We start from the raw sequence: 24,811 nt of genomic DNA, 5'->3' as shown, positions 1-24,811 counted from the left end.
GGGGCCTGCTGTCCCGGTGCTACCAGCCGCAGCCGCCGGTGCCCGCCGTCCGCATCGCTCCCACCTTGGTCACCCGCCCCCTGCCACGCCGTCATGACACGTACCTCCCCGCTGCGGGGAGTCCCGTTCCCCGGCTGGAATGTACGTTCCCACCCTGCCTGCGGATGTCACGTACCAGCGGCCACCTATCCACGCGGAGGACGTGTCCCCGTTGATCAGCGGTCGTTGATCCATGTCGACGACACGGAGGAGCGGTGACGGTGGGTCAGGGCAACAGGGTGCGGCGGTCGGGACTTCGGGGGGCGGCCGTCGGCCTGTCGGCGGGCCTGCTGGCGCTGCTCACCGCCTGCGGCGGAGGCGGATCGGGACAGGCCCCCTCCGCGGACTCCGCTCCGGCGGTGTCCGCGGCCGTGGTCACCCTCACCCCCGGGGACGGCGCCGCGCAGGTCCCGGCCCAGGGCGGGGTCGGTGTAGCCGTCGCCTCCGGGACGCTCACCCAGGTCCGGCTGCGGGACGACCGGGGCGACGAGGTCCCCGGCGCGTTCGCCGCCGGCGCGGCCTCCTGGAAGCCGACCGGCAAGCTGCTGCCGGAGACCCGCTACACCCTGGACGCCATCGCCGCCGACAGCCACGGCCTGCAGGCCGCCAAGCACGCCGTCTTCACCACCTTCGTCCCCACCAACACCTTCATCGGCTTCTACTCGCCCGAGAACGGCAGCACCGTCGGCGTCGGCATGGAGGTGTCGCTGCGCTTCAACCGGTCGATCACCGACCGGGCCGCGGTGCAGCGCGCCGTCACCGTGACCGCCAGTCCGTCCGTCCCGGTGGCAGGACACTGGTTCGGCGACCGCCGACTGGACTTCCGGCCGCAGAACTACTGGCGACCGGGCACCGAGGTGGTGCTGGCGCTGAACCTCAAGGGCGTCGAGGGCGCGCCCGGGGTGTACGGCACGCAGTCCAAGAAGGTCGCCTTCACCATCGGCCGGGCCCAGATCAGCACCGCCGACACGGCCGCCGACACCCTCACGGTCCGCCGCGGCGGAGAGCTGCTGCGCACCCTGCCGATCTCGGCCGGGGGCCCCGGGCACGCCAGCTACGACGGGATCATGGTGATCTCCGAGATGTACCAGGTGACCCGGATGAACTCGCAGAGCGTGGGACTGGGCAGCGAGTACGACATCCCCGCCGTCCCGCACGCGATGCGGCTCACCGACTCCGGCACCTTCGTCCACGGCGTCTACTGGCGTCCCGCCTCGGTCTTCGGCAGCCAGAACACCTCGCACGGCTGCATCGGGCTGCACGACGTCAAGGGCGGGACGAGTGACGACACCCCGGCGGGCTGGTTGTACGACCACTCGATGATCGGCGACGTGGTGCAGGTGACCGGCTCGGCCGGCGGCCAGGTCGCCCCCGACAACGGCATGGGCGGCTGGAACCTCAGCTGGTCGCAGTGGACGGCCGGCAGCGCCGTGCGCTGACTGCGGTCACCGTGCAACGAATTGGTACCGGATCCCCACGAACGGGCGTCAACCGTCACTTCCCGCAGAGTTCTCCCAGCTGTGCCGGTTAGAGTGCGTCGCGTCCGCCCGGCACGCGCGGGAAAAAATCTCCCGCCCTCGGACCTGCAACCTACTGGCGTGCCCGGGCGTTCTTAGAGGTTGAACATCCGGGAGGGGAGAGTCGGTTGAGTTCGGCACGGGCGGTTGACGCCAGCAACGACAGGGAACGGCGCGGACGGGGGACCGGCGGGGGCCGTCGCAGCGGCACCCGTCAGGCGCTGGTGGCGCTGGCGGCGGGCTCGCTGCTGCTGGTCGCCACCGCGTGCAGCAGCAACGGCGGCAGCAGCACCGCGGTGGGCGCGGCCGCGGGGGGTGCCGCGAGCGCGTCGGCGGGCGCCGGCGGCGGGTCCGCCAGTACGCCCTCCGCCTCGCCGAACTCCGCGGCAGTGGTGACCATTTCGCCGAAGAACGACTCGACGGGTGTGGACACCAACGGCGCCCTCAAGGTCACCGTGGCGACCGGCAAGCTGACCACGGTCAAGGTCGCCGCCTCCGACGGCACCGCCATCACCGGCACCCTCGCCACCGACGGCAGCAACTGGACCCCGGCGAGCGCGCTGCGCTCCGGCACCAAGTACTCGGTGGACGCGACCGCGGTGGACAGCAACGGCCTGAGCGTCACCGAGCGGTCCAGCTTCACCACCATGACGCCGAGCAACACCAACATCGGCAACTTCAACGTCGACGCGGGGGCCACCTACGGCGTCGGCATGGAGGTGTCGATCACCTTCACCCACCCGGTGAGCAGCACGTACCGGGCCGCCGTGGCGAAGGCGATCTCGGTCACCGCCTCCCCGGCCGTGGACGTCGAGGGCCACTGGTTCGGCGACCAGCGGCTGGACCTGCGTCCGCAGAGCTACTGGAAGGCCGGCACCAAGGCCACCCTGCACATGGACCTGGACGGCGTGGAGACGGGCAGCGGCGTCTACGGCAAGCAGTACAAGGACGTCTCCTTCACCATCGGCCGCAGCCAGACCAGCGTCGCCGACAACACCGCGCACACGCTGAAGGTGTACCGCAACGGGGCGCTCTACCGGAACATCCCGGCCAGCCTCGGCGACCCGGACCACACCACCTACAACGGCAAGATGGTGATCACCGAGAAGGACCCGACGGTCGACATGGACTCGCAGACCGTCGGCCTGGGCAACGCCTACAACATCAAGGACGTGCCGCACGCCATGCGGCTGACCACCTCGGGCACCTTTGTGCACGGCAACTACTGGCGGCCGGTCTCGACCTTCGGCAGTGAGAACACCAGCCACGGCTGCGTCGGTCTGCACGACGTCCAGGGCGGCGGCGACTCCACCACCCCGGCGGCCTGGTTCTACGACAACTCGATGGTGGGCGACGTGGTCCAGGTGGTCAACTCGCCCGACAAGATCGTCCAGCCGGACAACGGCCTGAACGGCTGGAACATGAGCTGGTCCGCCTGGACCTCCAACTGAGCCCAGGGCCCTGAGCCCGGACGACGGCGGCAACGACGACGGCCCGTCCCCCACCCGGGGGCCGGGCCGTCGTCGTTGCCGCTCCGGCCCGTTAGCATGCGTTAACCCACCCCAGGTGCTCAGGAGGAGACTCATGACCGTGCTCGTCAGCCTCGATGTGCAGGACGCCGTCGGGACGATCCGGCTGGCCCGCCCGCCGATGAACGCCCTGGACGCGGCGATGCAGGACCAGCTCAAGCAGGTCGCCGAGGAGGCCGCCGCCCGCTCCGACGTGCGGGCCGTGGTGGTCTGGGGCGGCGAGAAGGTCTTCGCGGCCGGCGCCGACATCAAGGAGATGCAGCGGATGTCGTACGCCGACATGCTGGAACGCGGTCCCGCCCTGCAGGGCGCCTTCGACGCGGTCGCCCGCATCCCCAAGCCGGTGGTCGCCGCGGTGACCGGCTACGCGCTGGGCGGGGGCTGCGAGTTGGCGCTCTGCGCCGACATCAGGATCGCGGCCGAGAACGCGAAGTTCGGCCAGCCGGAGATCCTGCTGGGGCTGATCCCCGGGGCCGGCGGCACCCAGCGGCTGTCCCGGCTGGTCGGCCCGTCCAGGGCCAAGGAGCTGATCTTCACGGGGCGTCAGGTGCGCGCCGAGGAGGCGCTGCGGATCGGTCTCGCTGACCAGGTCGTCCCGGCCGAGGAGGTCTACCCGACCGCGCTGGCCTGGGCCTCGAAGCTGGCGGCGGGCCCCGCGCTGGCGCTGCGGGCGGCCAAGGAGGCGGTGGACCGCGGCTTGGAGACGGATCTGGACACCGGCCTCGCCCTGGAGCGCAACCTCTTCGCCGGCCTGTTCGCGACCGAGGACCGGGAGACCGGTATGCGTAGCTTTGTGGAGGACGGTCCCGGCAAGGCGGTGTTCCGCTGACCCCCGGTGGTCCTCATGCGCATATGCCGGAAGCACTGATGATTCTTTACGCATTGTGCTCCCCAAGTCAGCGCAGAGTCGCGATGATAGGGGCATGGCACCACGGGGCAAGGCTGAGCAGCGAGTGACGGACGGGACCGGCGGTGGTGCGGTCGCGGCCCTGGAGCATGTCATCGGTGGCGGCACGGGTGTCCGTGCGGACCCCGCCTGGCTCGACGACTGGACGGCCGCGCTGTGGCCGGAAACGCTCGGCGGCTCGGTCGGCTGCCCGGAGGACGTGACTCCGGAGGAGTTGGAACTCGCGCTCTTCGGCCAGCTCACCGACCCGCTGACCGAGGAGGTGCGGTTACCTTCGGGCCCGGCCTCCTCGGTGAGAGCCCGCCGCCTCGTCCGGTCCGCCCTGGACACCTGGGGCCTGGGCGGCCTGGGCGAGGTGGCGGAGCAACTGGTGGGCGAGCTGGTCGCCAACGTGGTCCGGCATACCGGCGGCCGCTCCTTCGGGCTGCGGCTGGTGCGGCGGCAGGGCAGCGTCCGCTTCGAGGTGCGCGATCCGTCCAGGGCGCTGCCCTGTCTGATCATGGGTGAGCCCGGGGACGAGGCCGGGCGCGGGCTGCAACTGGTGGACCTGATGTCCGACCGCTGGGGCGCGGACCTGAGGTCGCACGGCAAGTCGGTCTGGTTCGAGCTGCGAACCCGTGAGCCCGGCACGGGCTGACGGGCGTTGCGGCCGACCGGCGTTGCGGCCGACCGGGGCCGCTGCCGACCGGACCCCCGGTGACCAGGGGGAAGGCGCAAAACGGCTGGCCTCCGCCGGTTCCAGCAGGGAGGATACCGATCATGACGCTTCCTGCTGCCGCCGCCGTCCTGCCCGAGCCGCCGTTCACCCTCGCCGGAGCGGGGCTGTTCCTGCGCGAGTGGACCGAGGAGGACGTCCCGGTGATGGTGCAGCTGTTCGACGAGCCCGAGGTGGCCCGCTGGACCCCGCTCAGCTCGCCGTTCGACCGGGACGCGGCCGAACGCTATCTGGGCCGGGCCCGCGCCGCCCGGGAGGCGGGGACCAGGATCCAGTTCGCCATCACCGAGGACGGCACCGGGGCCGGCGGCGCCCCGCGCGGCGAGGTGCTGGCCATGCTCAAGGGCGACGACGGCCGCGACGTCGAACTCGGCTACGCCATCGGTGCCGCCCACCGCGGCCGCGGGCTCGCGGTCCGCTCGGTGCGGCTGCTCACCGACTTCTCCTACACCGTTCTCGGCGCCCGCCGGGTGGTGCTGCGGATCGAACCCGACAACGACGCCAGCTCGGCGGTCGCCCGCAGGTCCGGATTCGCCGCCGCCGACCTGCCGTTCGAGATCATCGAGGAGAAGGACGGCACCCGGATCGAGCTACGCGTCTGGGAGCACCGCCGTCCCCTGGGCGAGTGAGCGCTCGGAGATCCGCCGGAGGTTGGCGGCGAAGACCTCGCGGGCGTCCGGGGTGAGCCGGGTGAGGGCGACCATGGCGGTCACGATGACGTCGCACAGCTCGTTCCTGACGTCGTCCCAGGTGTGCGAGAAGCCCTTGCGGGGGTTGGTCCCGGTGGCGCCGATCACCGCCTCGGCGACCTCGCCGGCCTCCTCGGTGATCTTGAGCAGCTGCAGCAGCACCCTGGTGTCGTCCGGCAGGTCGTTGCCCTCGTCGAGCCAGCCGACCAGGTGGTCGATGGTGTCCCAGGCGGTGTCGTCCACGGGCGCTCCAGTACGTAGGGGGAGGAAGCCCAGGCTGGCCGAGGGCCGTGGCCGACGTCAAACGCCGGTCACGACCCCATAGGTCCCATCAGGACGGTGGCCTCAGACGGCGCCGATGGCCGGGTCGCTGGTGCTGACCCGGCCGGTCTCGACATGGCCGGCCGTGCGGCGCAGGAAGCCGGGGTCCTCGGTGGAGGTCACCGACAGGTCGTACCAGCCGTGGGTGTCGTTCAGGGCGGTCGTGTGCACCCGGCTGGCGCCGGGCCGCAGCCGGTAGCTCTCGGGCCGGTCCGAGCCGTAGGCGTCGGTGACGGTCAGCTGGACCGTGCTGCTCCCGTGGTTGGTCAGCACCAGCTCGACCCGGCTGCCGTGGCCGTCGTGGCGGGTGCTCAGCTCGGGACCGGCGGTGGCGATGCTGCCCTTGTACTCGCGCAGGAAGCCGTTCGGGCCGTGGGCCGAGAACGCGTAGTCGCCGTCGGCGGCCGTGCCGACGGTCCAACTGCCGGTCAGCGACTTGTGCGGCTCGACGGTGTAGGTCCACGGACCGCTGCTGTCGGTGCCGGAGCGGACCTGCCAGTTCGCCCCGGCCCGGCCGTGGTTGGCGAACTCGATGGCCAGAGTGGACTTGGCGCGGTCCACCCGGGCGTCGGCGGACAGGTCGTACGGCAGCGGACGGGCCGGCCGGGTGCCGCGCTCCTGCTTCGGCAGCGCCGGGTCGGCGGGCGGGGTGGGCACGTAGTCGGGGTGCCGGTTCCGGTCCGTCGGCTGGTAGCCGCCGGTGGCCGGCAGGTGCGGCACCGATGCGTCGCTCCGGGAGAAGTCGAAGGCCGAAGTCAGGTCGCCGCAGACGGCGCGCCGCCAGGCGGAGATGTTGGGCTCCCTGACGCCGAACCGCTCCTCCATGAACCGGATCACCGAGGTGTGGTCGAACACCTGCGAGTTGACGAAGCCGCCCTTGCTCCAGGGCGACACCACCAGCATGGGCACCCGCGGGCCGAGGCCGTACTGGGAGGAGAGGAAGCCGCTGCCCCCGGCGAGCAGGCTCGCCGCGGAGACGCCGTCGGTGTACAGCTCGTCCGAGACGTCCACGGTGGACGCGCCCTGAACGGCGCTGAACGGCGGCGCCGGCGGGACCACGTGGTCGAAGAAGCCGTCGTTCTCGTCGAAGGTGATGAACAGCGCCGTCCTGGCCCAGACGTCCGGGTCCGCGGTGAGCGCGTCCAGGACCTGGGAGATGTACCAGGCGCCGTAGTTGGCGGGCCAGTTGGGGTGCTCGGTGAAGGCCTCGGGGGCGACCACCCAGGACACCTGCGGCAGCTTCCCGGCCTTCACGTCGGCCTTCAGCACGTCGAAGAAGCCGTCGCCCTTGGTCGCGTCCGTGCCGGTGCGGGCCTTGTCGTAGAGCGGGTCGCCGGGCTTGGCGTCGCGGTACTGGTCGAAGTAGAGCAGCGAGTTGTCGCCGTAGTTGCCGATGTAGGCGTCGTTGGTCCAGCCCCAGGAGCCTGCGGCGTCCAGGCCGGTGCCGACGTCCTGGTAGATCTTCCAGGAGATCCCGCCCTGCTCCAGCCGCTCCGGGTAGGTGGTCCAGGAGTAGCCGGCCTCGGCGTTGTCCAGGACCGGCCCCTTGCCCTTGCCGTCGTTGCCGGTGTACCCGGTCCAGAGGTAGTAGCGGTTGGGGTCGGTGCTGCTCATCAGCGAGCAGTGGTAGGCGTCGCAGATGGTGAAGGCGTCCGCCAGTGCGTAGTGGAAGGGGATGTCCCCGCGGTCCAGATGGGCCATGGTGGTCGGGCCCTTGGCCGGGATCCACTTGTCGTAGGCGCCGTTGTTCCAGGCCCGGTGGGTGGTGTTCCAGTCGTGGGCGAGGTCCTCCAGGAAGGCCAGGCCCAGGTTCTTGGCGTCCGGGTGGAACGGCAGGATCTCCTTGCCGCCGTCCGACTGGTACCAGACCGACTTGCCGCTGGGCAGCGTGACCGGCTTGGGGTCGCCGTAGCCGCGGACCCCGCGCAGGGTGCCGAAGTAGTGGTCGAAGGAGCGGTTCTCCTGCATGAGGACGACGATGTGGTCGACGTCCTTCAGCGTGCCGGTGCGGCGGGCGGCGGGGATCGAGGCAGCACGGGCGATGCTGCTCGACATCGCGGTGAGGGCGGCGGTGCCGCCGGCGAGTTGGATGAAACGGCGGCGGTTGAGGGCGCTCATGAAGGAGAGGTCTCCCGGTCTGTCCGAGGTGCGTGAGAGTGGTGGGACACTCTCACCACACTTGTTCGAACAAGTGGGGATGTTTGTGGAACAGCCGGGGGAAGGCTTCGCCAACGGGGTCGTCGGCCGGGTCAGCCCCGTCGCAGCACGACGTGGCTCCAGCTGACGCCGCCCCGGCCATGGCCGTCCGCCCGCTCGCTGCGGTGCACCGGCACCAGGCCGTGGCCGGAGGCGAGTTCGACCGTCTCCTCCGCCCCGACGTCGAACATCCGGCGCCCGGCCGGGACCGGGCCATGACGCAGCGTCAGGAACAGCAGCCCGGCGGGGCGCAGCAGCCCGGCGACGCGCTCCATCGCTGCCACGCGCTCCCCGGCGTCGAGGTGCATCCACACCGCGGTCGCCAGAACGGCGTCGAACCCCGGCCCGGCGTCCGGAACGGCGGCCAGGCCCGGCAGCGAGTCGTCGACCCAGTCGATGCCGACCCCGGCGTGGATCCGCCGCCCGTGCGCCCGCAGTTCCGCCGTCGGCTCGACGGCCACCACCGCGTACCCGCGCCGCACCAGCGCCGCCGCGTCGCGCCCGGTCCCGGCGCCGACGTCCAGCACTCGGGCCGGCGCCGCCGGCAGCAGCCCGAGCACCCGCCCGTGCACCGCCTCGAACGTCGTCTCCTCGTACTGCACCGCCAACGCGTCGGCCTCCGCCGCGTATCCGGCGTTGCTGCTCAGCATCCGCCCACCCCCCCGTGTCGGTACCGCTAGCACTCGATGACGTTGACCGCGAGTCCTCCGCGCGAGGTCTCCTTGTACTTGACCTTCATGTCCGCGCCGGTCTCCTTCATGGTCTTGATGGCCTTGTCCAGGGAGACGTGGTGCCGGCCGTCGCCGCGGAGGGCCATCCGGGCGGCGGTGACGGCTTTGACGGAGGCCATGCCGTTGCGCTCGATGCAGGGGATCTGGACCAGGCCGCCGACCGGGTCGCAGGTGAGCCCGAGGTTGTGCTCGATGCCGATCTCGGCGGCGTTCTCGACCTGCTCGGGGGTGCCGCCCAGCACCTCGGCGAGGCCGCCCGCGGCCATCGAGCAGGCGGAGCCGACCTCCCCCTGGCAGCCGACCTCGGCGCCGGAGATGGAGGCGTTCTCCTTGAAGAGCATGCCGATGGCGCCGGCGGTCAGCATGAAGCGGACGATCCCGTCGTCGTCGGCGCCCGGGATGAAGTTCAGGTAGTAGTGCAGGACGGCCGGGATGATGCCGGCCGCGCCGTTGGTCGGGGCGGTGACCACCCGGCCGCCGGAGGCGTTCTCCTCGTTGACGGCCATCGCGTAGAGGGTCACCCACTCCATGGCGTTGGCCGGGCCGATGCCCTCGACCCGCAGCGCGCGGGCCGCCGGCGCGGCCCGGCGGCGGACCTTGAGGCCGCCCGGCAGGATGCCCTCGTGGTTCATGCCGTTGCGCACGCACTCCTGCATCACCCGCCAGATCTCCAGCAGGCCGGTCCGGATCTCCTGCTCCGACCGCCAGGCCTTCTCGTTCTCCAGCATCAGCGCGGAGACCGAGAGCCCGGTCTCGGCGGTCCAGCGCAGCAGGTCGGCGCCGGTACGGAAGGGGTAGCGCAGCACCGTGTCGTCCGGCTTGACCCGGTCCGCGCCGATGGCGTCCTCGTCCACCACGAAGCCGCCGCCGACCGAGTAGTAGGTCTTCTCCAGCAGCGGGGACCCGGCCGCGTCATAGGCGCAGAGGGTCATCCCGTTCGCGTGGTACGGCAGTGACCTGCGGCGGTGCAGCACCAGCTGGGTGTCGGCGTCGAAGGCGATCTCGTGCAGACCCAGCAGCCGCAGCCGCCGCTCCGCCTTGATCCGGTCCACGTCCAGGTCCGCCTGGGCGATGTCCACGGTGCGCGGGGAGTTCCCCTCCAGGCCGAGCAGCACGGCCTTCGGGGTGCCGTGGCCGTGCCCGGTCGCCCCCAGCGAGCCGAACAGTTCGGCCCGGACCGAGGCGGTCTGCGCCAGCACGCCCTCGGACTTCAGCCGCCGGGCGAACATCCGGGCCGCGCGCATCGGTCCGACGGTGTGCGAGCTGGACGGCCCGATGCCGATGGAGAAGAGGTCGAAGACGCTGATGGCCACGGTGACGCCCTTGTCTGGTGGTGAGGGTCCGGTGCTGTGGGATGGGGACGTGGTGCGGGGCACCGCGCTCACTGGTCGAGTGTGCACGGTGCCCCGTCGAAGTGCGGAACCCCTGGTGCGGGTGTTCCTGCTTCGGGTAGAGCGGATCCCGGACTAGAGCTCCGGGTAGAGCGGGTGCTTCGCGGCGAGCGCCGAGACCCGGGCCGCCAGGGCGTCCCGCTCGGCGTCGTCGAAGGAGGGCTTCAGCGCCTCCGCGATGATGTCCGCCACCTCGGTGAAGTCCTCGGCGCCGAAACCGCGGGTGGCCAGCGCCGGGGCGCCGATGCGCAGGCCCGAGGTGACCATCGGCGGCCGCGGGTCGAACGGCACGGCGTTGCGGTTGACGGTGATGCCGACCGCGTGCAGCCGGTCCTCGGCCTGCTGGCCGTCCAGCTCGGACTTCCGCAGGTCCACCAGGACCAGGTGGACGTCGGTGCCGCCGGAGAGCACGGACACGCCGGCCTCGGTGGCGTCGGCCCGGGTGAGCCGGTCGGCCAGGATCTTCGCGCCCTCCAGGGTGCGCCGCTGCCGGTCCTTGAACTCGTCCGTGGCGGCGACCTTGAAGGAGACCGCCTTGGCCGCGATCACATGCTCCAGCGGGCCGCCCTGCTGGCCGGGGAAGACCGCGGAGTTGATCTTCTTGGCGTACTCGGCCTTGGAGAGGATCACGCCGCCGCGCGGGCCGCCCAGGGTCTTGTGCGTGGTGGTGGTGACCACGTCGGCGTAGGGCACGGGGGAGGGGTGCAGCCCCGCCGCGACCAGGCCGGCGAAGTGCGCCATGTCCACCATCAGCAGCGCGCCCACCGAGTCGGCGATCCGGCGGAAGGCGGCGAAGTCCAGCTGGCGCGGGTAGGCGGACCAGCCGGCGATGATCATCTGCGGCTGGTGCTCCTTGGCGAGGCGCTCGACCTCGTCCATGTCGACCAGGTGGGTCTCGGCGTCCACGTGGTAGGCGGCCACGTTGTAGAGCTTGCCGGAGAAGTTGATCTTCATGCCGTGGGTCAGGTGCCCGCCGTGGGCCAGGTCCAGGCCCAGGATGGTGTCGCCCGGCTTGAGCAGCGCGAACATCGCGGCGGCGTTGGCCGAGGCGCCCGAGTGCGGCTGGACGTTGGCGTGCTCGGCGCCGAACAGCGCCTTGACCCGGTCGATGGCGAGCTGCTCGACGACGTCGACGTACTCGCAGCCGCCGTAGTAGCGGCGGCCCGGGTAGCCCTCGGCGTACTTGTTGGTGAGCACCGAGCCCTGGGCCTCCAGCACCGCCACCGGGGCGAAGTTCTCGGAGGCGATCATCTCCAGGGTGGACTGCTGCCGGTGCAGCTCGGCGTCCACGGCCGCTGCGACCTCGGGGTCGAGGGAGTGCAGGGACTGGTTCAGAACCGTCATGTCTTCGATCATCCCTAAGGAGTCAGGCGCCGGTGTGGGCGGAGTACTCGTCGGCGGTCAGCAGGCCCGCGGGGGTTCCGTCGAGCCGGATCTTGAACAGCCAGCCCTCGGCGAAGGGAGCGGAGTTGACCAGTGCGGGGTCGTCCACCACGGCCTGGTTGGCCTCGAGGACCTCGCCGGTGGCGGGGGAGTAGAGGTCGCTGACCGACTTGGTGGACTCCAGCTCGCCGCAGGTCTCGCCCGCGGTGACGGTCTGGCCGATGTCGGGGAGCTGCACATAGACGACGTCACCGAGCGCGTCGGCGGCGAACGCGGTGATCCCCACGGTGGCCACGCCGTCCTCGACGGCCGTCAGCCACTCGTGTTCCTTGCTGTAGGTGAGGTGCTGGGGGTTGCTCATGACTGCGATTCTCCAGGATCAGGGAGGGGAGGGCGAAACAGGTCCGTACAGGGAGACGGGGAGGCCGCGGCAGCGGCTAGCGGGCGCGCTGGTAGAACGGCAGCGCGACGACCTCGACCGGCTCATGGGTGCCGCGCACGTCGACCGCCACGGCGGTGCCGGGGGCGGAGTGCGCGGCGTCGACATAGGCCATCGCGATCGGCCTGCCCAGGGTGGGCGAGGGCGCGCCGGAGGTGATCGAGCCGATCACCGTGCCGTCGGCGGCCACCACCGGCATTCCGGCCCGGGGCACCCGGCGGCCGGGGGAGACCAGCCCGACCCGGACCCGCGGCGGCTCGGCGGCGGCCACCTCGGCGGCCTTCTCCAGCGCCTCGCGGCCGATGAAGGCGCCGCCGTTGGTGGTCTTGTCGAAGCGGACCACCCGGCCCAGGCCGGCGTCGAACGGTGTGAGCTCGGTGCTGAGCTCGTGCCCGTACAGCGGCATCCCGGCCTCCAGCCGCAGGGTGTCCCGGCAGGACAGCCCGCAGGGGACCAGGCCGCGGTCGGCGCCCGCCTCGGACAGCGCGGTCCACAGCGCCTCGGCGTCGCCGGGGGCAACGAACAGCTCGAAGCCGTCCTCGCCGGTGTAGCCGGTGCGGGCCAGCAGCGCCGGGCGGCCGGCCACGGTGGCCGGCAGCGAGGTGTAGTACTTCAGCCCCGGCAGGTCCGCCTCGGTGAGCGGGGCCAGGATCGCGGTGGCCTCCGGACCCTGGATCGCGATCAGCGCATAGGCGTCGCGGTCGTCGCGGACGGCGGCCTCGAAGCCCTCGGCGCGTGCTGTCAGCTCGTCCAGGACCAGCTGGGCGTTGGAGGCGTTGGCGACGACCAGGAACTCCGCCTCGCCGGTGCGGTAGACGATCAGGTCGTCCAGGATGCCGCCGTCGGCCGCGCAGATCATGGTGTAGCGGGCCTTGTTCACGGCCAGCGCCGAGACGAAGCCGACCAGCGCGTGGTCCAGCAGCTCGCCGGCCTGCGGGCCGGTCACGGTGATCTCGCCCATGTGGGAGAGGTCGAACAGCCCTGCCCTGGTGCGGACGGCGTTGTGCTCCTCGCGTTCGCTGCCGTAGCGCAGCGGCATGTCCCATCCGGCGAAGTCGGTCATGGTGGCGCCGAGGGCGCGGTGGACCCGGTCCAGCGCGGTGTATCGCAGAGTCATGGACACTCTCCTGTTGGCTCTCTCAAGGACATGCTGCGGCAGGGGCTCCCCTTCTGTCGCTGCGACCTGAGAGCTTCACCGCGTCACCACCCGCACGGGGGGACGGCGGCTTGCACCGTTGGTGGGCCGGCCAGTGGCCGACCGCTTTCCAGATGTGCCTGGCCCGTGCGGTATGGGTGCCTGAGAGATTCCGGGGAGGGCTTGCTCCTTCGGCGCCAGTCGTACTGGCTCTCCCGCGCGGGTTGCTCCGACAGGTGACGCGGACACGTGACGCGTCGGAGTTGGGCGGCCGGTGTGGAGTTGTTGGTCGCGCTAATCATGGCACGTCCCGGCCGGATACTGTGTCGCGCAGAAAGCAGTGCGACGGAGAACGGCGGTACCAGCAGATGCACCCGGTCATCCCCCCGCAGCCGGACGGCCCGCAGCCCGGGTGGCCGGCGAACGAGCTGGAGCGGGTGCTGTCCGCCGCCGTGGGCGACCCCGGAGCCACCCCCAGGGTGGTGGAGGTGCTGCGGCGGAGCATGGTCTGGGTGCCGCTGCCCGGGGGCGGCGGCTACGACGCGGGGACGCTGGAGCTGCCGACCACCGAGCTGGCCGGGCAGCCGTTCGTGCCGGTGTTCAGCTCGGAGGAGCAGTTCCGCCAGGTCGCCGGACCGATGTCGTTCACCGTCGCGCCGGCGCGCGAGCTGGCCCAGGGGATGCCGCTGGGCGTCGGCATCGTGGTCAACCCGGAGGGTGCGATCGGGCTGCCGGTCCCGGCGGAGGGGGTCGCCGAGCTCTGCGGGCGGGCGGCCTTCGCCGCCGGTGAGGGGACGGCGGAGGAGCGCGGGGCCAGGGTGGGCCTGCGGGTCCCGGCCCCGTACGAGGAGCCGCTGGAGTTCCTCGCCGCCGCGGTGGACGAGCTCGCCCGGGTCCCCGTGGTGCTGACGGCCCGTCGGGTACTGGCCCGGGTCGAGGCCGACCAGGAGAAGCTGTTCGTCGGGGTGGAGCTGGACCGCTGGCAGCCGGAGGACCAGGAAGCGGTGACGCGCGCCCTGGGCCTGGCGCTGGGCCGCGTCCCACTGCCGTGGAACCTGGGAGTGGTGCTGCTGGACCTCGCGCAGGACCCGGTCGGCGACTGGATGCTCACATCTGTCGCACCGTTCTTCGAACGGCACCCCTCGGAGCACTAGGCTGATCGTTCGGATCGCAGCACAGGAACGCAGGGGAGCGGAAGTCGTGGTGGAGCCAGGGGGCGGGAGCGCCGTCGAACAGGCGCTGCGGGAGGTGTCCCCGGGGCGCTACGACACCTATGAGGCGCTGCTGGGAGCCGTGGCCTCCAGTCAGGTGTGGATGCTGCTGTGGCACGGCGAGGCCGGTCGGCCGGACGCCCAGTACGGGAACATGGAGGTGGGCGGCTTCGGCTACGCCCCCTGTGTGACCTCGCCGGAGCAGCTCGCCGCCAGCGGCTGGAGCCGCGCCTGGCAGGTCAGCGCCGGCCGGGACATCGCCGCGGCGCTCTACCGGGAGCGCTGGGGGCTGTGGCTGAACCCGCACCAGCCCGGCGGCGGCGTCGGGCTGCCCTGGGCCGACCTGCGCCGGATCGCCGGAGGCCTGGACCGGCTGCCGGCCGGACCGCTGGTGATCGGGGATCCCCAGGCGGAGAATCCGCAGCTGGCCGCCGACCGCTTCTACGCCCTGCTCAACCAGGCCGCCCAGGGGACCCCCGCGGTGCGGTCGCTGCGGCGGGGCTGGGTGCGGCCGGCTTTCGGCGAGCCCTACCTGGTGATCGGCCTGGACCTGTTCGACTCCGGCCCGCAGGCGGTCGAGTCGGTGCGGCTGATGATGCAGCACGCGCTGCCTGCGGCGCCGACCGGGGTCGCGGTGTCCACCGTGGCGATGTCCGACCCGTACGACCCGGTGGCGATGTGGCTCCAGGCGCGGGCGGTGCCGTTCTTCGACCGTGGTGCCGGGGGGTACGGGTACCCGTACTACCAGCGGTGACGGGTTTCTGACAGACCTTCGGGTGCGGACCTCAGCCAGGCAGACGCCGCACCCGAGAACGCCGAAGGAGGCGCACCCCCCGCGGGATGCGCCCCCCTGTTCGCCGACGGAGTCACTCCGGAGCGACGACCTGCTTCACCTCGGGGAAGTGGCACGCGGCCTGGTGGCCGTCGGCCGATCCGATCAGCTGCACCAGCGGCGGCTCCTGCGCGGCGCAGATGTCCTGGGCCTTCCAGCAGCGGGTGCGGAAGCGGCAGCCGGACGGCGGATTGATCGGGCTGGGCACGTCCCCGGTCAGCCGGATCCGCTCTCGGCGCTGCTCGCTGTCCGGGTCCGCCTCCGGGACGGCCGACAGCAGTGCGTGCGTGTAGGGGTGCTGGGGACGCAGGTAGAGCGTCTCCCGGTCGGCGATCTCGACGATCTTCCCCAGGTACATCACCGCGACCCGCTCGGAGAAGTGGCGGACCACCGCGAGGTCGTGGGCGATGAAGAGGAAGGAGAGGTTGAACTCCCGCTGCAGGTCCTGCAGCAGGTTCACCACCTGCGCCTGGATGGACACGTCCAGCGCCGACACCGGCTCGTCCGCGACGATCAGCTTGGGCTTGAGGGCGAGCGCGCGGGCGATGCCGATGCGCTGGCGCTGGCCGCCGGAGAACTCGTTGGGGTACCGGTTGTAGTGCTCCGGGTTGAGCCCGACGATCTCCAGCAGCTCCTGGGCCCGCTTCTTGTGCCCCTGCGGCGGGTTGATGCCGTTGAGCTTCATCGGGGTCTCGATGATCGTCCCGACCGTGTGCCTCGGGTTCAGCGAGGAGTACGGGTCCTGGAAGATCATCTGCAGGTTCTGCCGGGCCTCGCGCATGGTGGAGACGCGCTTGTGGGTGATGTCCTCGCCATCGAAGACGATGCTGCCCGCGGTGGGTTCCAGCAGTCGGGTGGCCAGCCGCCCGGTGGTCGACTTGCCGCAGCCGGACTCGCCGACCAGGCCCAGCGACTCGCCGGCGTTGATCGAGAAGTCGATGCCGTCGACCGCGCGCACCGCGCCGATCTGCCGCTGGAAGACGATGCCCTGCCGGATCGGGAAGTGCATCTGCAGGCCCTCGACCCGCAGCAGCTCGTCACCGCCGGTCGGCGGGACCGCGGACCCCTCACGAGGAGCGGGTACGGTTTTGGTGGTGCTCACGCCAAACTCCTGTTCGTCCGCCGCCGTCACTTCGCGAGCCGATCGGCTGCGCTGCGGATCTCGATCTTGTTCTCAGCGGTCAGATGGCAGGCCGCGATGTGCTTGTCGGTTCCGGGAACCGGGAGGAGCTCGGGCCGCTCGGTGCTGCAGCGGCCGTCCGCCACCTGGTCCTTGAACGCGCAGCGCGGGTGGAAGGCGCAGCCGGTCGGCAGGTTGATCAGGCTGGGCGGCGATCCCTGGATCGGGTTCAGCCGCTCGGAGACGTCCCCGCCCAGGTGCGGCATCGACTGCAGCAGGCCCCAGGCGTAGGGGTGTTCGGGCGTCTTCAGGACATCGCGCACGCTGCCGTACTCGATCCGCCGGCCGCCGTACATCACCAGGATGTCGTCGGCGATCTCGGCGACCACGCCCAGGTCGTGGGTGATGATGATGACCGCGGAGCCGTACTCCTCCTGCAGGTCCCGGATCAGGTCCAGGATCTGGGCCTGGACGGTCACGTCCAGCGCGGTGGTCGGCTCGTCGGCGATCAGCAGCTCGGGGTTGCAGACCAGCGACATCGCGATCATGGCGCGCTGGCGCATACCGCCGGAGAACTGGTGCGGGTAGTCCTTGACCCGGCGCTCGGGCTGGGGGATGCCGACGCGCTTCAGCATCTCCACCGCGCGGTCCCTGGCCTCGGCCTTGGACACCTTGTGGTGCACCCGGTAGGCCTCGGAGATCTGGGCGCCGATGGTGAAGAACGGGTGCAGCGCGGACAGCGGGTCCTGGAAGATCATGGACACCTTGTTGCCGCGCAGCGACCGCATGTCCTGCTCCGACATGCTGACCAGCTCGTCTCCGTCCAGCCACACCTCGCCGGTGACCCGGGCGCGGCTGCCCTTGTGCAGGCCGAGCAGGGCCGCCGAGGTGACGGACTTTCCGGAGCCGGACTCGCCGACGATGCCGAGGGTCTGGCCCTTCTGGAGCGCGAACGACACCCCGTCTACGGACTTGACGAGTCCGTCGTCGGTCGGGAAGTGCACGCGCAGGTCCCGGACCTCGAGGAAGGAGGAAGGAGGTGCCACGTCCACGGACTGCGGCGAGATTTCGATGGCCACGGGGAGCTTCCTTGGGCGGGTCAGGCGAGGCGTACGCGGGGGTCGATGATGCCGTACACCATGTCGACCACCACGTTGGCGAGGACGATGAAGGTCGCGGCGAAGAGCGTGGTGCCCAGGATCACCGGCAGGTCGGAGTTGGTGACGGAGTCCACGGCGAGCTTGCCGATGCCGTTGATGCCGAACACGGACTCGGTGATGACCGCGGAACCGCCGATCAGCGAGCCGAGGTCCATGCCGAAGATGGTGACGATCGGGGTGATCGCGGCGCGCAGCCCGTGCTTGATGATCACGGTCCGGGACGACAGGCCCTTGGCCCGCGCGGTCCGGATGTAGTCCTCGCCCATCACCTCGAGCATCGAGGAGCGGCTGAGCCGGGTGTACAGCGCGAGGAACAGGATCACCAGGGTGGCCCAGGGCAGGATCAGCCCCTGGAACCACGCCACCGGATCCTGGGTGATCGGCGTGTAGTTGGGCGTGGGCAGGATGGAGAACTTGTCCACGAAGACGTACATCAGCAGCAGGCCGACGAAGTAGATCTGCAGCGAGACGCCGACCAGTGCCGCACCGACGGCGACCTTGTCGGCCGCCCTGCCCTTGCGGACCGCCGCGAGGACGCCGAGGCTGACGCCCAGGATCAGGAAGACCACAGCCGCGCCGAGGGCCAGCGAGAGGTCCACCGGGAAGTCCTGCAGCAGGGTGTCCAGCACCGGGGTGTCGGTCTGGAACGAGATGCCCAGGCAGGGGGCGTGGCAGTGGACGAGCAGGCTGGCGTCGCCGTAGTCGCGGCCGACGAAGAGTCCCTTGAAGAACTCCCAGTACTGGGTGTAGATGCTCTGGTCCAGACCGAGCGAGTGCTTGATCTCGACCAGGCGCGAGGGGGAGCAGGTCTTGCCGCAGGCCAGCAGGGCGGGGTTGGACGGCAGCGCGAAGAAGATGAAGAAGGTGATCACACTGATCACCAGCAGGATGACGGCTGCCGCGAGCAGGCGCCGAATCAGGTAACGAAGCATGCGGTGCTGGGCTCCGGCATGAACCGGGGCCGCCTCCCTTGTGCTTGGGGCCGGCGGGGAGTGCCCGGTCGGCGGCGGGGGCCGCCGACCGGGCGATGGAGCGGGGCGGGACTACTTCTTGATGTAGACGCGCACCAGGCTGGGCTCGGCGAGGACGGTGTCCTTGATCACGCCGCCGACCTTGGAGCCCGAGAGCTCGGTGAAGTTCATGTACATCAGCGGCACGACGGCCGCCTGCTCCGCGATCGACTTGTCGATGGCGCCCCAGGCGGCGTTGCGCGCCGTCGGGTCGGTCATCGTCGTGGCGGACTGGAGCGCCGCGTTGATCGACGGGTCGTTCAGGTACGAGGCGTCCCAGTTGGACTGCGGGGAAGCGGTGATCTGCTTGCCGTTGAACAGGGTCGGCAGCACGGTCGAGGCGTTCGGCCAGTCCGCGATCCAGTCCTGCCACGTCATGTCGTACTGGTTCTTGGTGTTCGACGTGGTGGAGAAGTAGTTCGACGCGTCGATCGGGGTGATGTTGACCGTGATCCCGATCTTCGCCAGCGAGGCCTTCACCGCGTCGCCGAAGTGGGTCTGCGTGGTCACGCCGCCCTCGACCGCGAGGGACAGCGTCAGCTTCGGGTTGCCGGCCTGGGCCATCAGCGCCTGGGCCTTGGCGAGGTCGCCGGTCGGGTCCGTGGCGTAGAGGTTGAACTTCGTGTAGCCGTCCATGCCCGGGTTCAGCATGGTGGTGGCGTAGTCACCGTAGGCCGAGCCACCGAAGGCACCGCGGACGGTGGTCTTGTCGATGGCGTACTCGATGGCCTGGCGGACCTTGATGTTGGTGATCCGGGTGGTGTTCAGCGCCAGGTAGTTGATGCCGGGAGCGGGGATCTTGTAGTACCGGTCCTGCACCGACTTGTTGTTGGCGATGGTGGCCAGGTCGGCGCCGGCGATCGGCCACTGCTGGATCGAGGTCTGCGCGCTGCCGGTGTTGGCGACCAGCGCCTGGTCGATCGCGGCCTCGTCCTGGCCGAACTTGAAGTCGATCTCGTCGACGTTCTGCTGGCGGATCACGTCCGTGGACTGGTCCCAGTACTTGTTCTTGACCAGAACAAGTTCCTTGCCCTTGGAGTACGACTGGATCTGGTACGGGCCGTCGGCCCACACGTGCTGGTCGTAGGTGGCGCCGGTGTCGTGCGCCTTCGGCACGGCGGACCAGCCCGGCATCGCGGTGGTCTCGTTGAAGTCCGCGGAGGACTGCACCAGGTTGAAGACGATGGTGTTGGCGTCCGGGGTCTGGATCGAGTCCAGCGACTTGCCGGTGTACGGGCCCTTGTAGTCCGCACCGCCGACCAGCAGGCTCTGCGCGTAGGACGGACCGCCGGATATGTCGCCCGAGAAGGCGCGCTCCACGCCGTACTTGACGTCCTGTGCGGTGACCGCGGTCCCGTCCTGGTACTTGACGCCGGTACGCAGGTGGAAGGTCCAGGTCTTGGCGTCGTTGCTGGGCGTGCCGGTGTCGGTGGCGAGGTCGCCGACCAGCTTCGGGGTGCCGGAGGACTCGTCCCAGCCGGTCAGCGACCGGATGATCTCGAGGTCCGTGCTGGAACCCTCGGTGGTGTAGGTCCGCTGCGGGTCGATGTGGTCGAAGTCGGCCTTGTTGAGGACAGTCAGGGTGCCGCCCTTGGTAGCGCCGCCTGAGCTGGTGCCGGTGCTCTTGCTGGAACCACCGCAGGCGGTAACGCCGAGGACCAGGGCCGTGGCAGACGCCAGAAGGGCGACTGAGCGCGTCCTACGCATCATCAGAAATGCTCCTTGTTTAGTAGATCCGTTCCCGGGCGTGCCCCTGGGGGCGAGCCGGGCCCGAAGCTTGGATGCAGCGTCAGCTGCGGTTGGCGCGCGGGTCGAGAGCGTCCCGGACGCCGTCACCGAGCAGGTTGAGGGCGAGGACGAGGATCAGCAGCAGAACGCCGGGGATGAACAGGTAGGTCGGGTCCTGCAGGAACCACTGGGCCGAGTCGGAGAGCAGTGACCCGAGGTCCGGGCTGGGTGGGACGACGCCGACGCCCAGGTAGGAGAGGGCGGCCTCGGTGCTGATGTTGGCCGGCACCGCCAGGGCGAAGGAGATCAGGATCGGCGCCCAGATGTTCGGCAGCAGTTGGCGGAACAGGATGTGCTGCCAGCCCGCGCCCATGATCCGGGCGGCGTCGACGAACTCGCGCTCGCGCAGCGACAGCACCTGGCCGCGGACCAGCCGGGCGGTGTAGGCCCAGGCGAAGACGGAGATGTTGAGGATCAGCACCAGCAGCCGCAGGTTCTCGTTGGTGCCGCCGTGCTCGTTGGTCTGCAGGGCGCTCTGGATCACCGGGGTCAGCGCGATGATGAACAGCAGCTGAGGGAACGCCAGCATCACGTCCATGATGCGTGACAGCAGGGTGTCGATCCAGCCGCCGAAGTAGCCGGCCGCCAGGCCGACCACCACACCGACGACGGTGGAGAGCATCGCCGAGAGGAAGCCCACCATCAACGAGGTGCGCATCCCGTAGATGATCCGGGCGAACAGGTCGTAGCCGGTTCCGGGCTCGACGCCGAGCAGGTGGTTGAGGCTGATCCCGCCGAACGAACCGATCGGGTAGTTGCCGGTGTCCGGGTTGATCGACTTGGTGTCCTGCGTGATCGGACCCCAGCCGCCCAGAGAACTGAGCAGCGGCGCGCCGACGGCGACCAGGATGAAGATCACCGCGATGGTCAGCGCGACCAGGCTCACCTTGTCGCGCTTGAGGCGCGACCAGGCGGCCTGGGCAGGGGACCGTCCGGCGATGGCGGTGGCGGCGGCCATGGCACTGCCGTCGGCGGCTGCTTCCGACCGGTCCGCGACGAGGGCGGAAGCCTCGCCAGTGGCATCGGTCGGATGGGGTGGCATGGTCATGGTGCGGACATCCCCAAGTTTCGGGTCAGAGTTTCTCGGCGCTGCGCGGTGAGGGGACTCTACGCAAGTAGTTTTTAGCTCCTCAAGAGCAGGAACACCCCTGAGACCAGAATGAGATCATGCGAGATCCGGCCGTAATGATCGAATGTCCGAAATATCCCTGAATAGCAGGGAGTCAGAGTTTCGTGACTACCCGTCAGACGTAGCTCTATGTCCCTTTTCTCGGTATTTAGGTAGACACCCCGTCCAGTGGTGCATTTTGCTCTTTCTTTGCCATGCCGTCTGCGATGTGAGATGGGCGGAAGTTTCGCCCGTGTGAACTGATACGCGTGGGCCGGAATGAATCGATCTATTCATGACACGAGCGGCGCTCGGCGGAGCGCTCCCGCGGAGCCGGTACAACTAGGCCTGTGACCTCGCAAATCTTCGCTCCGGGCGTGCAGCAGGTGCTGGACACGGTCGGCATCTTTGTCTTCGCCCTCTCCGGCGGCCTGTTGGCGGTCCGGAAGAACCTCGACATCTTCGGCATCGCGGTGCTGGCCGAGGTCACCGCGCTCGGCGGCGGGGTGTTCCGCGACCTGATCATCGGGGCGGTGCCGCCTGCGGCCTTCCAGAACATGGGGTACTTCTTCACCCCGCTGGTGGCGGCGCTGGTGGTGTTCTTCCTGCACCCGGAGGTGCAGCGGATCAACCGCACCATCCAGGTGCTGGACGCGGCCGGGCTCGGGCTGTTCTGCGTGACCGGGACAGCCAAGGCCCATGACTTCGGCCTGGGTTCGGTCGCGGACATCGCCCTGGGCATGGCCACCGCGGTGGGCGGCAGCGTCGCCCGCGACCTGCTCGCCCATGAACTGCCGTCGCTGCTGCGCTGGGACCGGGCCCTCTACGCGGTGCCCGCGCTGGTCGGCTCGACGATCGTCGCCGTGCTGATCGGACTGGACCGGCTGGACGGCGTCACCGGGACGCTCGCCGCACTCGCCGCCTTCGTGTTCCGGCTGCTGGCCCTCCGCTATGACTGGCGCGCGCCCCGGGCTTGGCACCGCGGCAGCAGCACCGTGGACGACGCCGCCTGACGGGTGTTCAGGCAAGGCCCGCACCCGGAGGACCGCCGCGGACCCTAGCCTCGCCCGCCGCCGTACTCCAGGGAGACGGCCGCGGCGGTGTCGAGAAGGTCGGGGATCAGGCGGCGCAGGGTCCCGACGGGGGCCACCACCGTCGGGGTGGAGATCGAGCAGGCTGCGATCACCCGCCCGTCGATCCCGCGGATCGGCACCGCCACGCAGTTGACCGTCTCCTCGTACTCGCTGCGGTCCACCGCCCACCCCTGCTCCCGCACCTGCGCCAGCTCCTCCAGCAGGGCCTCGGGGGTGCGGATCGAGCGGGCGGTGTAGGCGGGGTACTCCAGCGCCTCGGCGACCTCGCGGCGCCGGGCCTCCGGCAGGTCGGCGAGCAGCACCTTGCCCACGGCGGAGGCGGTCAGCGGCGCCCGCTTGCCGATCCGCGAGTACATCCGGACCGGGTAGCGGCTCTCCAGCTTGTCGACATAGGTGACCTCGCCGTCCTCATGGACGGCGAGGTGCACCGTGTGTCCGCAGCGTTCGTTCAGGGCGGCCAGGTGGGGTGCGGCGACCACCCGGACGTCGATGCTCTCCAGGGCCAGCTGGGCCAGTGAGAACAGCCGGCCGCCGAGGCGGTAGCGGTAGTCGGGCTGGCGGTGGACGAAGCCGTGCTCCTCCAGGGTGCGCAGCAGCCGCATCGCGGTGGACTTGTGCACCCCGATCCGGTTGGCCGCCTGCTCCAGCGAGGCCGGCCCCTCGGCCAGCGAGGCCAGGATCACCAGCGCCCGGTCGACCGTCTGCGTCATAACCGCACCCCGCCTGCCCCGTCATGTCCCCGCGACTTCGTCGTGCGCGTGTGCAGGGATCCTAGAGAGCCGTTGCACTGGGCGCAACGGGGAGGCGCAACGGGGGCGCGGCGGGGTGCGGGGCGGGCTCAGCGCGCGGCGTAGTCGTTCACCACCGCCATCGCCTTGTCGGAGAAGTCGAACATGGCCTGGTTCTCCCAGCCGTCACCGGAACTCGCGTTGGTCGGGTCCCAGCCGTTGCCGGCGACCACGGTCCAGGTCGGCTCCCAGTAGAAGGCGCCCCAGCCGAGTCCGTTGGGGACGGCCTGGACCACCGACAGCACGTCGCGGAAGTTGGCCGCCTGCCCCGCAGGGGTCGCCGGGTACCCGGCATCCAGGGTGGTGTTGGTCGCCGTCACCGAGTTGGTCTCGGCGTCGCCGTTGGCCGTGGTCCACGGGTAGGCGGTCTCGGCCACCATGACCGGCTTGCCGAAGGTGGCCGCCAGGTCGTCCAGGGTGGTCTGCAGCTGGTCCAGCGGGCCGTGCCAGTAGTCGTAGTAGGAGAGCCCGATGACGTCGAAGGGGACGCCGTAGTTCACCGCGTTCTGGTACCAGGCCTTGTCGGTGGCGTCGGCGGCGCCGTTGGCGATGTGCAGCATGATCTTCGCCGAGGAGTCGGCGGCCTTGACGCCGCTGATGCCGGACTTGAGCAGGGCGGCGAACTGGCTCCAGTTGGAGGTGGAGCCGTAGGTCCACAGCATGCCGGCGTTGATCTCGTTGCCGGTCTGCACCATGTCCGGGGCGGTGCCTTGGGCGACCAGGTCGGCGGTGATCTGCTTGGAGTAGTTGTAGACCGCGGTCTCCAGCTGGGGCAGCGTGTAGCCGGCCCAGGCCGCCGGGATGGCCTGCTTGCCCGGGTCCGTCCAGGTGTCGGAGTAGTGCAGGTCCAGCAGCAGTCCCATGCCCTTGGCCTTGACCTGCTTGGCCATGGCGAGCAGCTGCGCCTCGTCGTCGAAGCCGTCGGCCGGGTTCACCCAGACCCGGAGCCGGGCGTAGTTCATCCCGGCGTTGCCCAGGACGGTGAGGGCGTCCTGCTGGGTGCCGGAACTGTTGTAGTAGACGCCGCCGAGGTTCTCGCCCCGCTGCAGGCTGGAGACGTCGCCGCCGCGGACCGCCAGCGAGGCGTAGCCGGAGGTGAAGCTGATGTCGTCGAAGTTGGCCCAGTTCCCGGCCTTGGCGTCGGAGACCAGGTTGATGGTGCACTGGTTGCTGCTGACCGTGGTGGAGACGACGACCCGGACCCAGTTGCCGTCGGCCATGGTGGGGACGTAGGTCTTCTTGTCCGTGCCGCCGCAGTTGCTGAGCCCGACGTACACCGAGTTCTGGCCGCCGCCGGAGCGCACCCAGGCGGTGAGCGTGTAGTTCCCGTTGGTCAGCCCGCTCAGGTACTGATAGGTGTTCACCGAGTAGGCACTGGCCGAGTAGTGGGTGAGCCGGTAGCTGCCGCTGTGGCCGCCGGCCTCGGTGTAGGCGGCCGCGCCGGTGCCGTTGGCCGAGTAGGTGGTCCACCCGGTGGGGGTGGCGGTGCCCTTGGCGTCGGCCTCGAAGCCGCCGTTGGTGACGGTGGTCGCGGCCCGGGCGACGGTGGCGGGCGCTCCGACCAGCAGGGTGACCGCGAGCAGGGCGGTCACCGCGAGCGCCCTGGTGAACCGCGGGAGCAGGTGGGGCATCGACATCGTCCTCTCTGACGACGGGATGGGGTGGGGGAAGGTGGGGCAGGGTGGGAACGTGCACACCGTAGTGGATG

Annotated in this window: 22 protein-coding genes and 1 riboswitch; of the genes, 8 read left to right on the top strand and 14 right to left on the bottom strand. The window is 70.4% G+C overall.

Annotated elements, in window-relative coordinates; translation table 11 throughout:
• Positions 1–260 precede the first annotated feature (260 nt).
• The 5 genes from TR46_RS02190 (at position 261) to TR46_RS02170 (ending at position 5,336) form a co-directional block, all read left to right on the top strand.
• A complete protein-coding gene (locus tag TR46_RS02190; RefSeq protein ID WP_236655181.1) occupies positions 261–1,478 on the top strand; it encodes a L,D-transpeptidase in 1,218 nt (405 codons plus the stop codon).
• A gap of 299 nt (positions 1,479–1,777) precedes the next feature.
• Positions 1,778–3,007 (top strand): L,D-transpeptidase, encoded by a 1,230-nt coding sequence (locus tag TR46_RS02185; protein ID WP_152626271.1) that lies wholly within the window; start codon positions 1,778–1,780, stop codon positions 3,005–3,007.
• A 133-nt stretch (positions 3,008–3,140) separates the two neighbouring features.
• The gene (locus TR46_RS02180) at positions 3,141–3,914 is read left to right on the top strand and encodes an enoyl-CoA hydratase/isomerase family protein (RefSeq protein WP_439654329.1); all 774 of its coding nucleotides are present in this window, start codon (positions 3,141–3,143) and stop codon (positions 3,912–3,914) included.
• Positions 3,915–4,146: 232 nt separating this feature from the next.
• The gene (locus TR46_RS02175) at positions 4,147–4,629 is read left to right on the top strand and encodes an ATP-binding protein (protein WP_439654332.1); all 483 of its coding nucleotides are present in this window, start codon (positions 4,147–4,149) and stop codon (positions 4,627–4,629) included.
• 122 nt (positions 4,630–4,751) lie between these two features.
• On the top strand, positions 4,752–5,336 hold the full coding sequence (locus TR46_RS02170; protein ID WP_042392510.1) for a GNAT family N-acetyltransferase: 585 nt from the start codon (positions 4,752–4,754) through the stop codon (positions 5,334–5,336).
• Here the strand turns inward: TR46_RS02170 and TR46_RS02165 are convergent.
• From TR46_RS02165 to gcvT, 7 genes are all read right to left on the bottom strand, one after another.
• Positions 5,298–5,639 carry a MazG-like family protein gene (locus tag TR46_RS02165; protein ID WP_042392509.1) on the bottom strand — a complete coding sequence of 114 codons (342 nt, stop codon included), beginning with the start codon at positions 5,637–5,639 and terminating at the stop codon, positions 5,298–5,300. The two genes, TR46_RS02170 and TR46_RS02165, sit on opposite strands and share 39 nt — an antisense overlap.
• A gap of 102 nt (positions 5,640–5,741) precedes the next feature.
• The gene (locus TR46_RS02160; RefSeq protein ID WP_042392506.1) at positions 5,742–7,835 is read right to left on the bottom strand and encodes a phosphocholine-specific phospholipase C; all 2,094 of its coding nucleotides are present in this window, start codon (positions 7,833–7,835) and stop codon (positions 5,742–5,744) included.
• Between the two features lie 131 nt (positions 7,836–7,966).
• Complete coding sequence (locus tag TR46_RS02155; protein ID WP_042392503.1) at positions 7,967–8,563, bottom strand: class I SAM-dependent methyltransferase; 597 nt, start codon at positions 8,561–8,563, stop codon at positions 7,967–7,969.
• Between the two features lie 26 nt (positions 8,564–8,589).
• A complete protein-coding gene (locus TR46_RS02150; protein ID WP_042392501.1) occupies positions 8,590–9,957 on the bottom strand; it encodes an L-serine ammonia-lyase in 1,368 nt (455 codons plus the stop codon).
• 153 nt (positions 9,958–10,110) lie between these two features.
• Positions 10,111–11,379, bottom strand: coding sequence for a serine hydroxymethyltransferase (glyA, locus tag TR46_RS02145; RefSeq protein WP_042392499.1), 1,269 nt, complete (start codon positions 11,377–11,379; stop codon positions 10,111–10,113).
• Positions 11,380–11,401: 22 nt separating this feature from the next.
• Entirely contained in the window at positions 11,402–11,779 is a 378-nt protein-coding gene (gene gcvH / locus TR46_RS02140) for a glycine cleavage system protein GcvH (protein ID WP_042392496.1), read from the bottom strand.
• Between the two features lie 76 nt (positions 11,780–11,855).
• The gene (gcvT, locus tag TR46_RS02135) at positions 11,856–12,974 is read right to left on the bottom strand and encodes a glycine cleavage system aminomethyltransferase GcvT (RefSeq protein WP_042392494.1); all 1,119 of its coding nucleotides are present in this window, start codon (positions 12,972–12,974) and stop codon (positions 11,856–11,858) included.
• Between the two features lie 158 nt (positions 12,975–13,132).
• Positions 13,133–13,220, bottom strand: a riboswitch (glycine riboswitch).
• A 140-nt stretch (positions 13,221–13,360) separates the two neighbouring features.
• Between gcvT and TR46_RS02130 the strand changes: the two genes are divergently transcribed.
• A complete protein-coding gene (locus TR46_RS02130; RefSeq protein WP_042392492.1) occupies positions 13,361–14,146 on the top strand; it encodes an enhanced serine sensitivity protein SseB in 786 nt (261 codons plus the stop codon).
• 46 nt (positions 14,147–14,192) lie between these two features.
• On the top strand, positions 14,193–14,957 hold the full coding sequence (locus TR46_RS02125) for an enhanced serine sensitivity protein SseB C-terminal domain-containing protein (RefSeq protein WP_084717761.1): 765 nt from the start codon (positions 14,193–14,195) through the stop codon (positions 14,955–14,957).
• A 112-nt stretch (positions 14,958–15,069) separates the two neighbouring features.
• On the opposite strand, the gene TR46_RS02120 is transcribed toward TR46_RS02125, so the two are convergent.
• The 5 genes from TR46_RS02120 to TR46_RS02100 form a co-directional block, all read right to left on the bottom strand.
• Complete coding sequence (locus TR46_RS02120) at positions 15,070–16,137, bottom strand: ABC transporter ATP-binding protein (protein ID WP_042392489.1); 1,068 nt, start codon at positions 16,135–16,137, stop codon at positions 15,070–15,072.
• 26 nt (positions 16,138–16,163) lie between these two features.
• On the bottom strand, positions 16,164–17,234 hold the full coding sequence (locus TR46_RS02115; RefSeq protein WP_042392487.1) for an ABC transporter ATP-binding protein: 1,071 nt from the start codon (positions 17,232–17,234) through the stop codon (positions 16,164–16,166).
• A 20-nt stretch (positions 17,235–17,254) separates the two neighbouring features.
• On the bottom strand, positions 17,255–18,247 hold the full coding sequence (locus TR46_RS02110) for an ABC transporter permease (protein WP_042392485.1): 993 nt from the start codon (positions 18,245–18,247) through the stop codon (positions 17,255–17,257).
• A 111-nt stretch (positions 18,248–18,358) separates the two neighbouring features.
• Entirely contained in the window at positions 18,359–20,035 is a 1,677-nt protein-coding gene (locus tag TR46_RS02105; protein WP_042392482.1) for an ABC transporter substrate-binding protein, read from the bottom strand.
• A gap of 79 nt (positions 20,036–20,114) precedes the next feature.
• On the bottom strand, positions 20,115–21,161 hold the full coding sequence (locus TR46_RS02100) for an ABC transporter permease (protein ID WP_042392480.1): 1,047 nt from the start codon (positions 21,159–21,161) through the stop codon (positions 20,115–20,117).
• Positions 21,162–21,571: 410 nt separating this feature from the next.
• Between TR46_RS02100 and TR46_RS02095 the strand changes: the two genes are divergently transcribed.
• On the top strand, positions 21,572–22,234 hold the full coding sequence (locus tag TR46_RS02095) for a trimeric intracellular cation channel family protein (protein WP_042392478.1): 663 nt from the start codon (positions 21,572–21,574) through the stop codon (positions 22,232–22,234).
• 44 nt (positions 22,235–22,278) lie between these two features.
• On the opposite strand, the gene TR46_RS02090 is transcribed toward TR46_RS02095, so the two are convergent.
• Positions 22,279–23,025, bottom strand: a complete 747-nt coding sequence (locus TR46_RS02090) for an IclR family transcriptional regulator (protein ID WP_042392476.1) — start codon at positions 23,023–23,025, stop codon at positions 22,279–22,281.
• 128 nt (positions 23,026–23,153) lie between these two features.
• The gene (locus TR46_RS02085; protein ID WP_042392473.1) at positions 23,154–24,734 is read right to left on the bottom strand and encodes a glycoside hydrolase family 53 protein; all 1,581 of its coding nucleotides are present in this window, start codon (positions 24,732–24,734) and stop codon (positions 23,154–23,156) included.
• Positions 24,735–24,811 lie beyond the last annotated feature (77 nt).

The organism is Streptacidiphilus carbonis (assembly GCF_000787775.1).
Taxonomy (GTDB): Bacteria; Actinomycetota; Actinomycetes; order Streptomycetales; family Streptomycetaceae; genus Streptacidiphilus; species Streptacidiphilus carbonis.
Note: the sequence above shows the minus strand (reverse complement) of the source record. Positions and strands in the feature narration are given on the sequence as shown.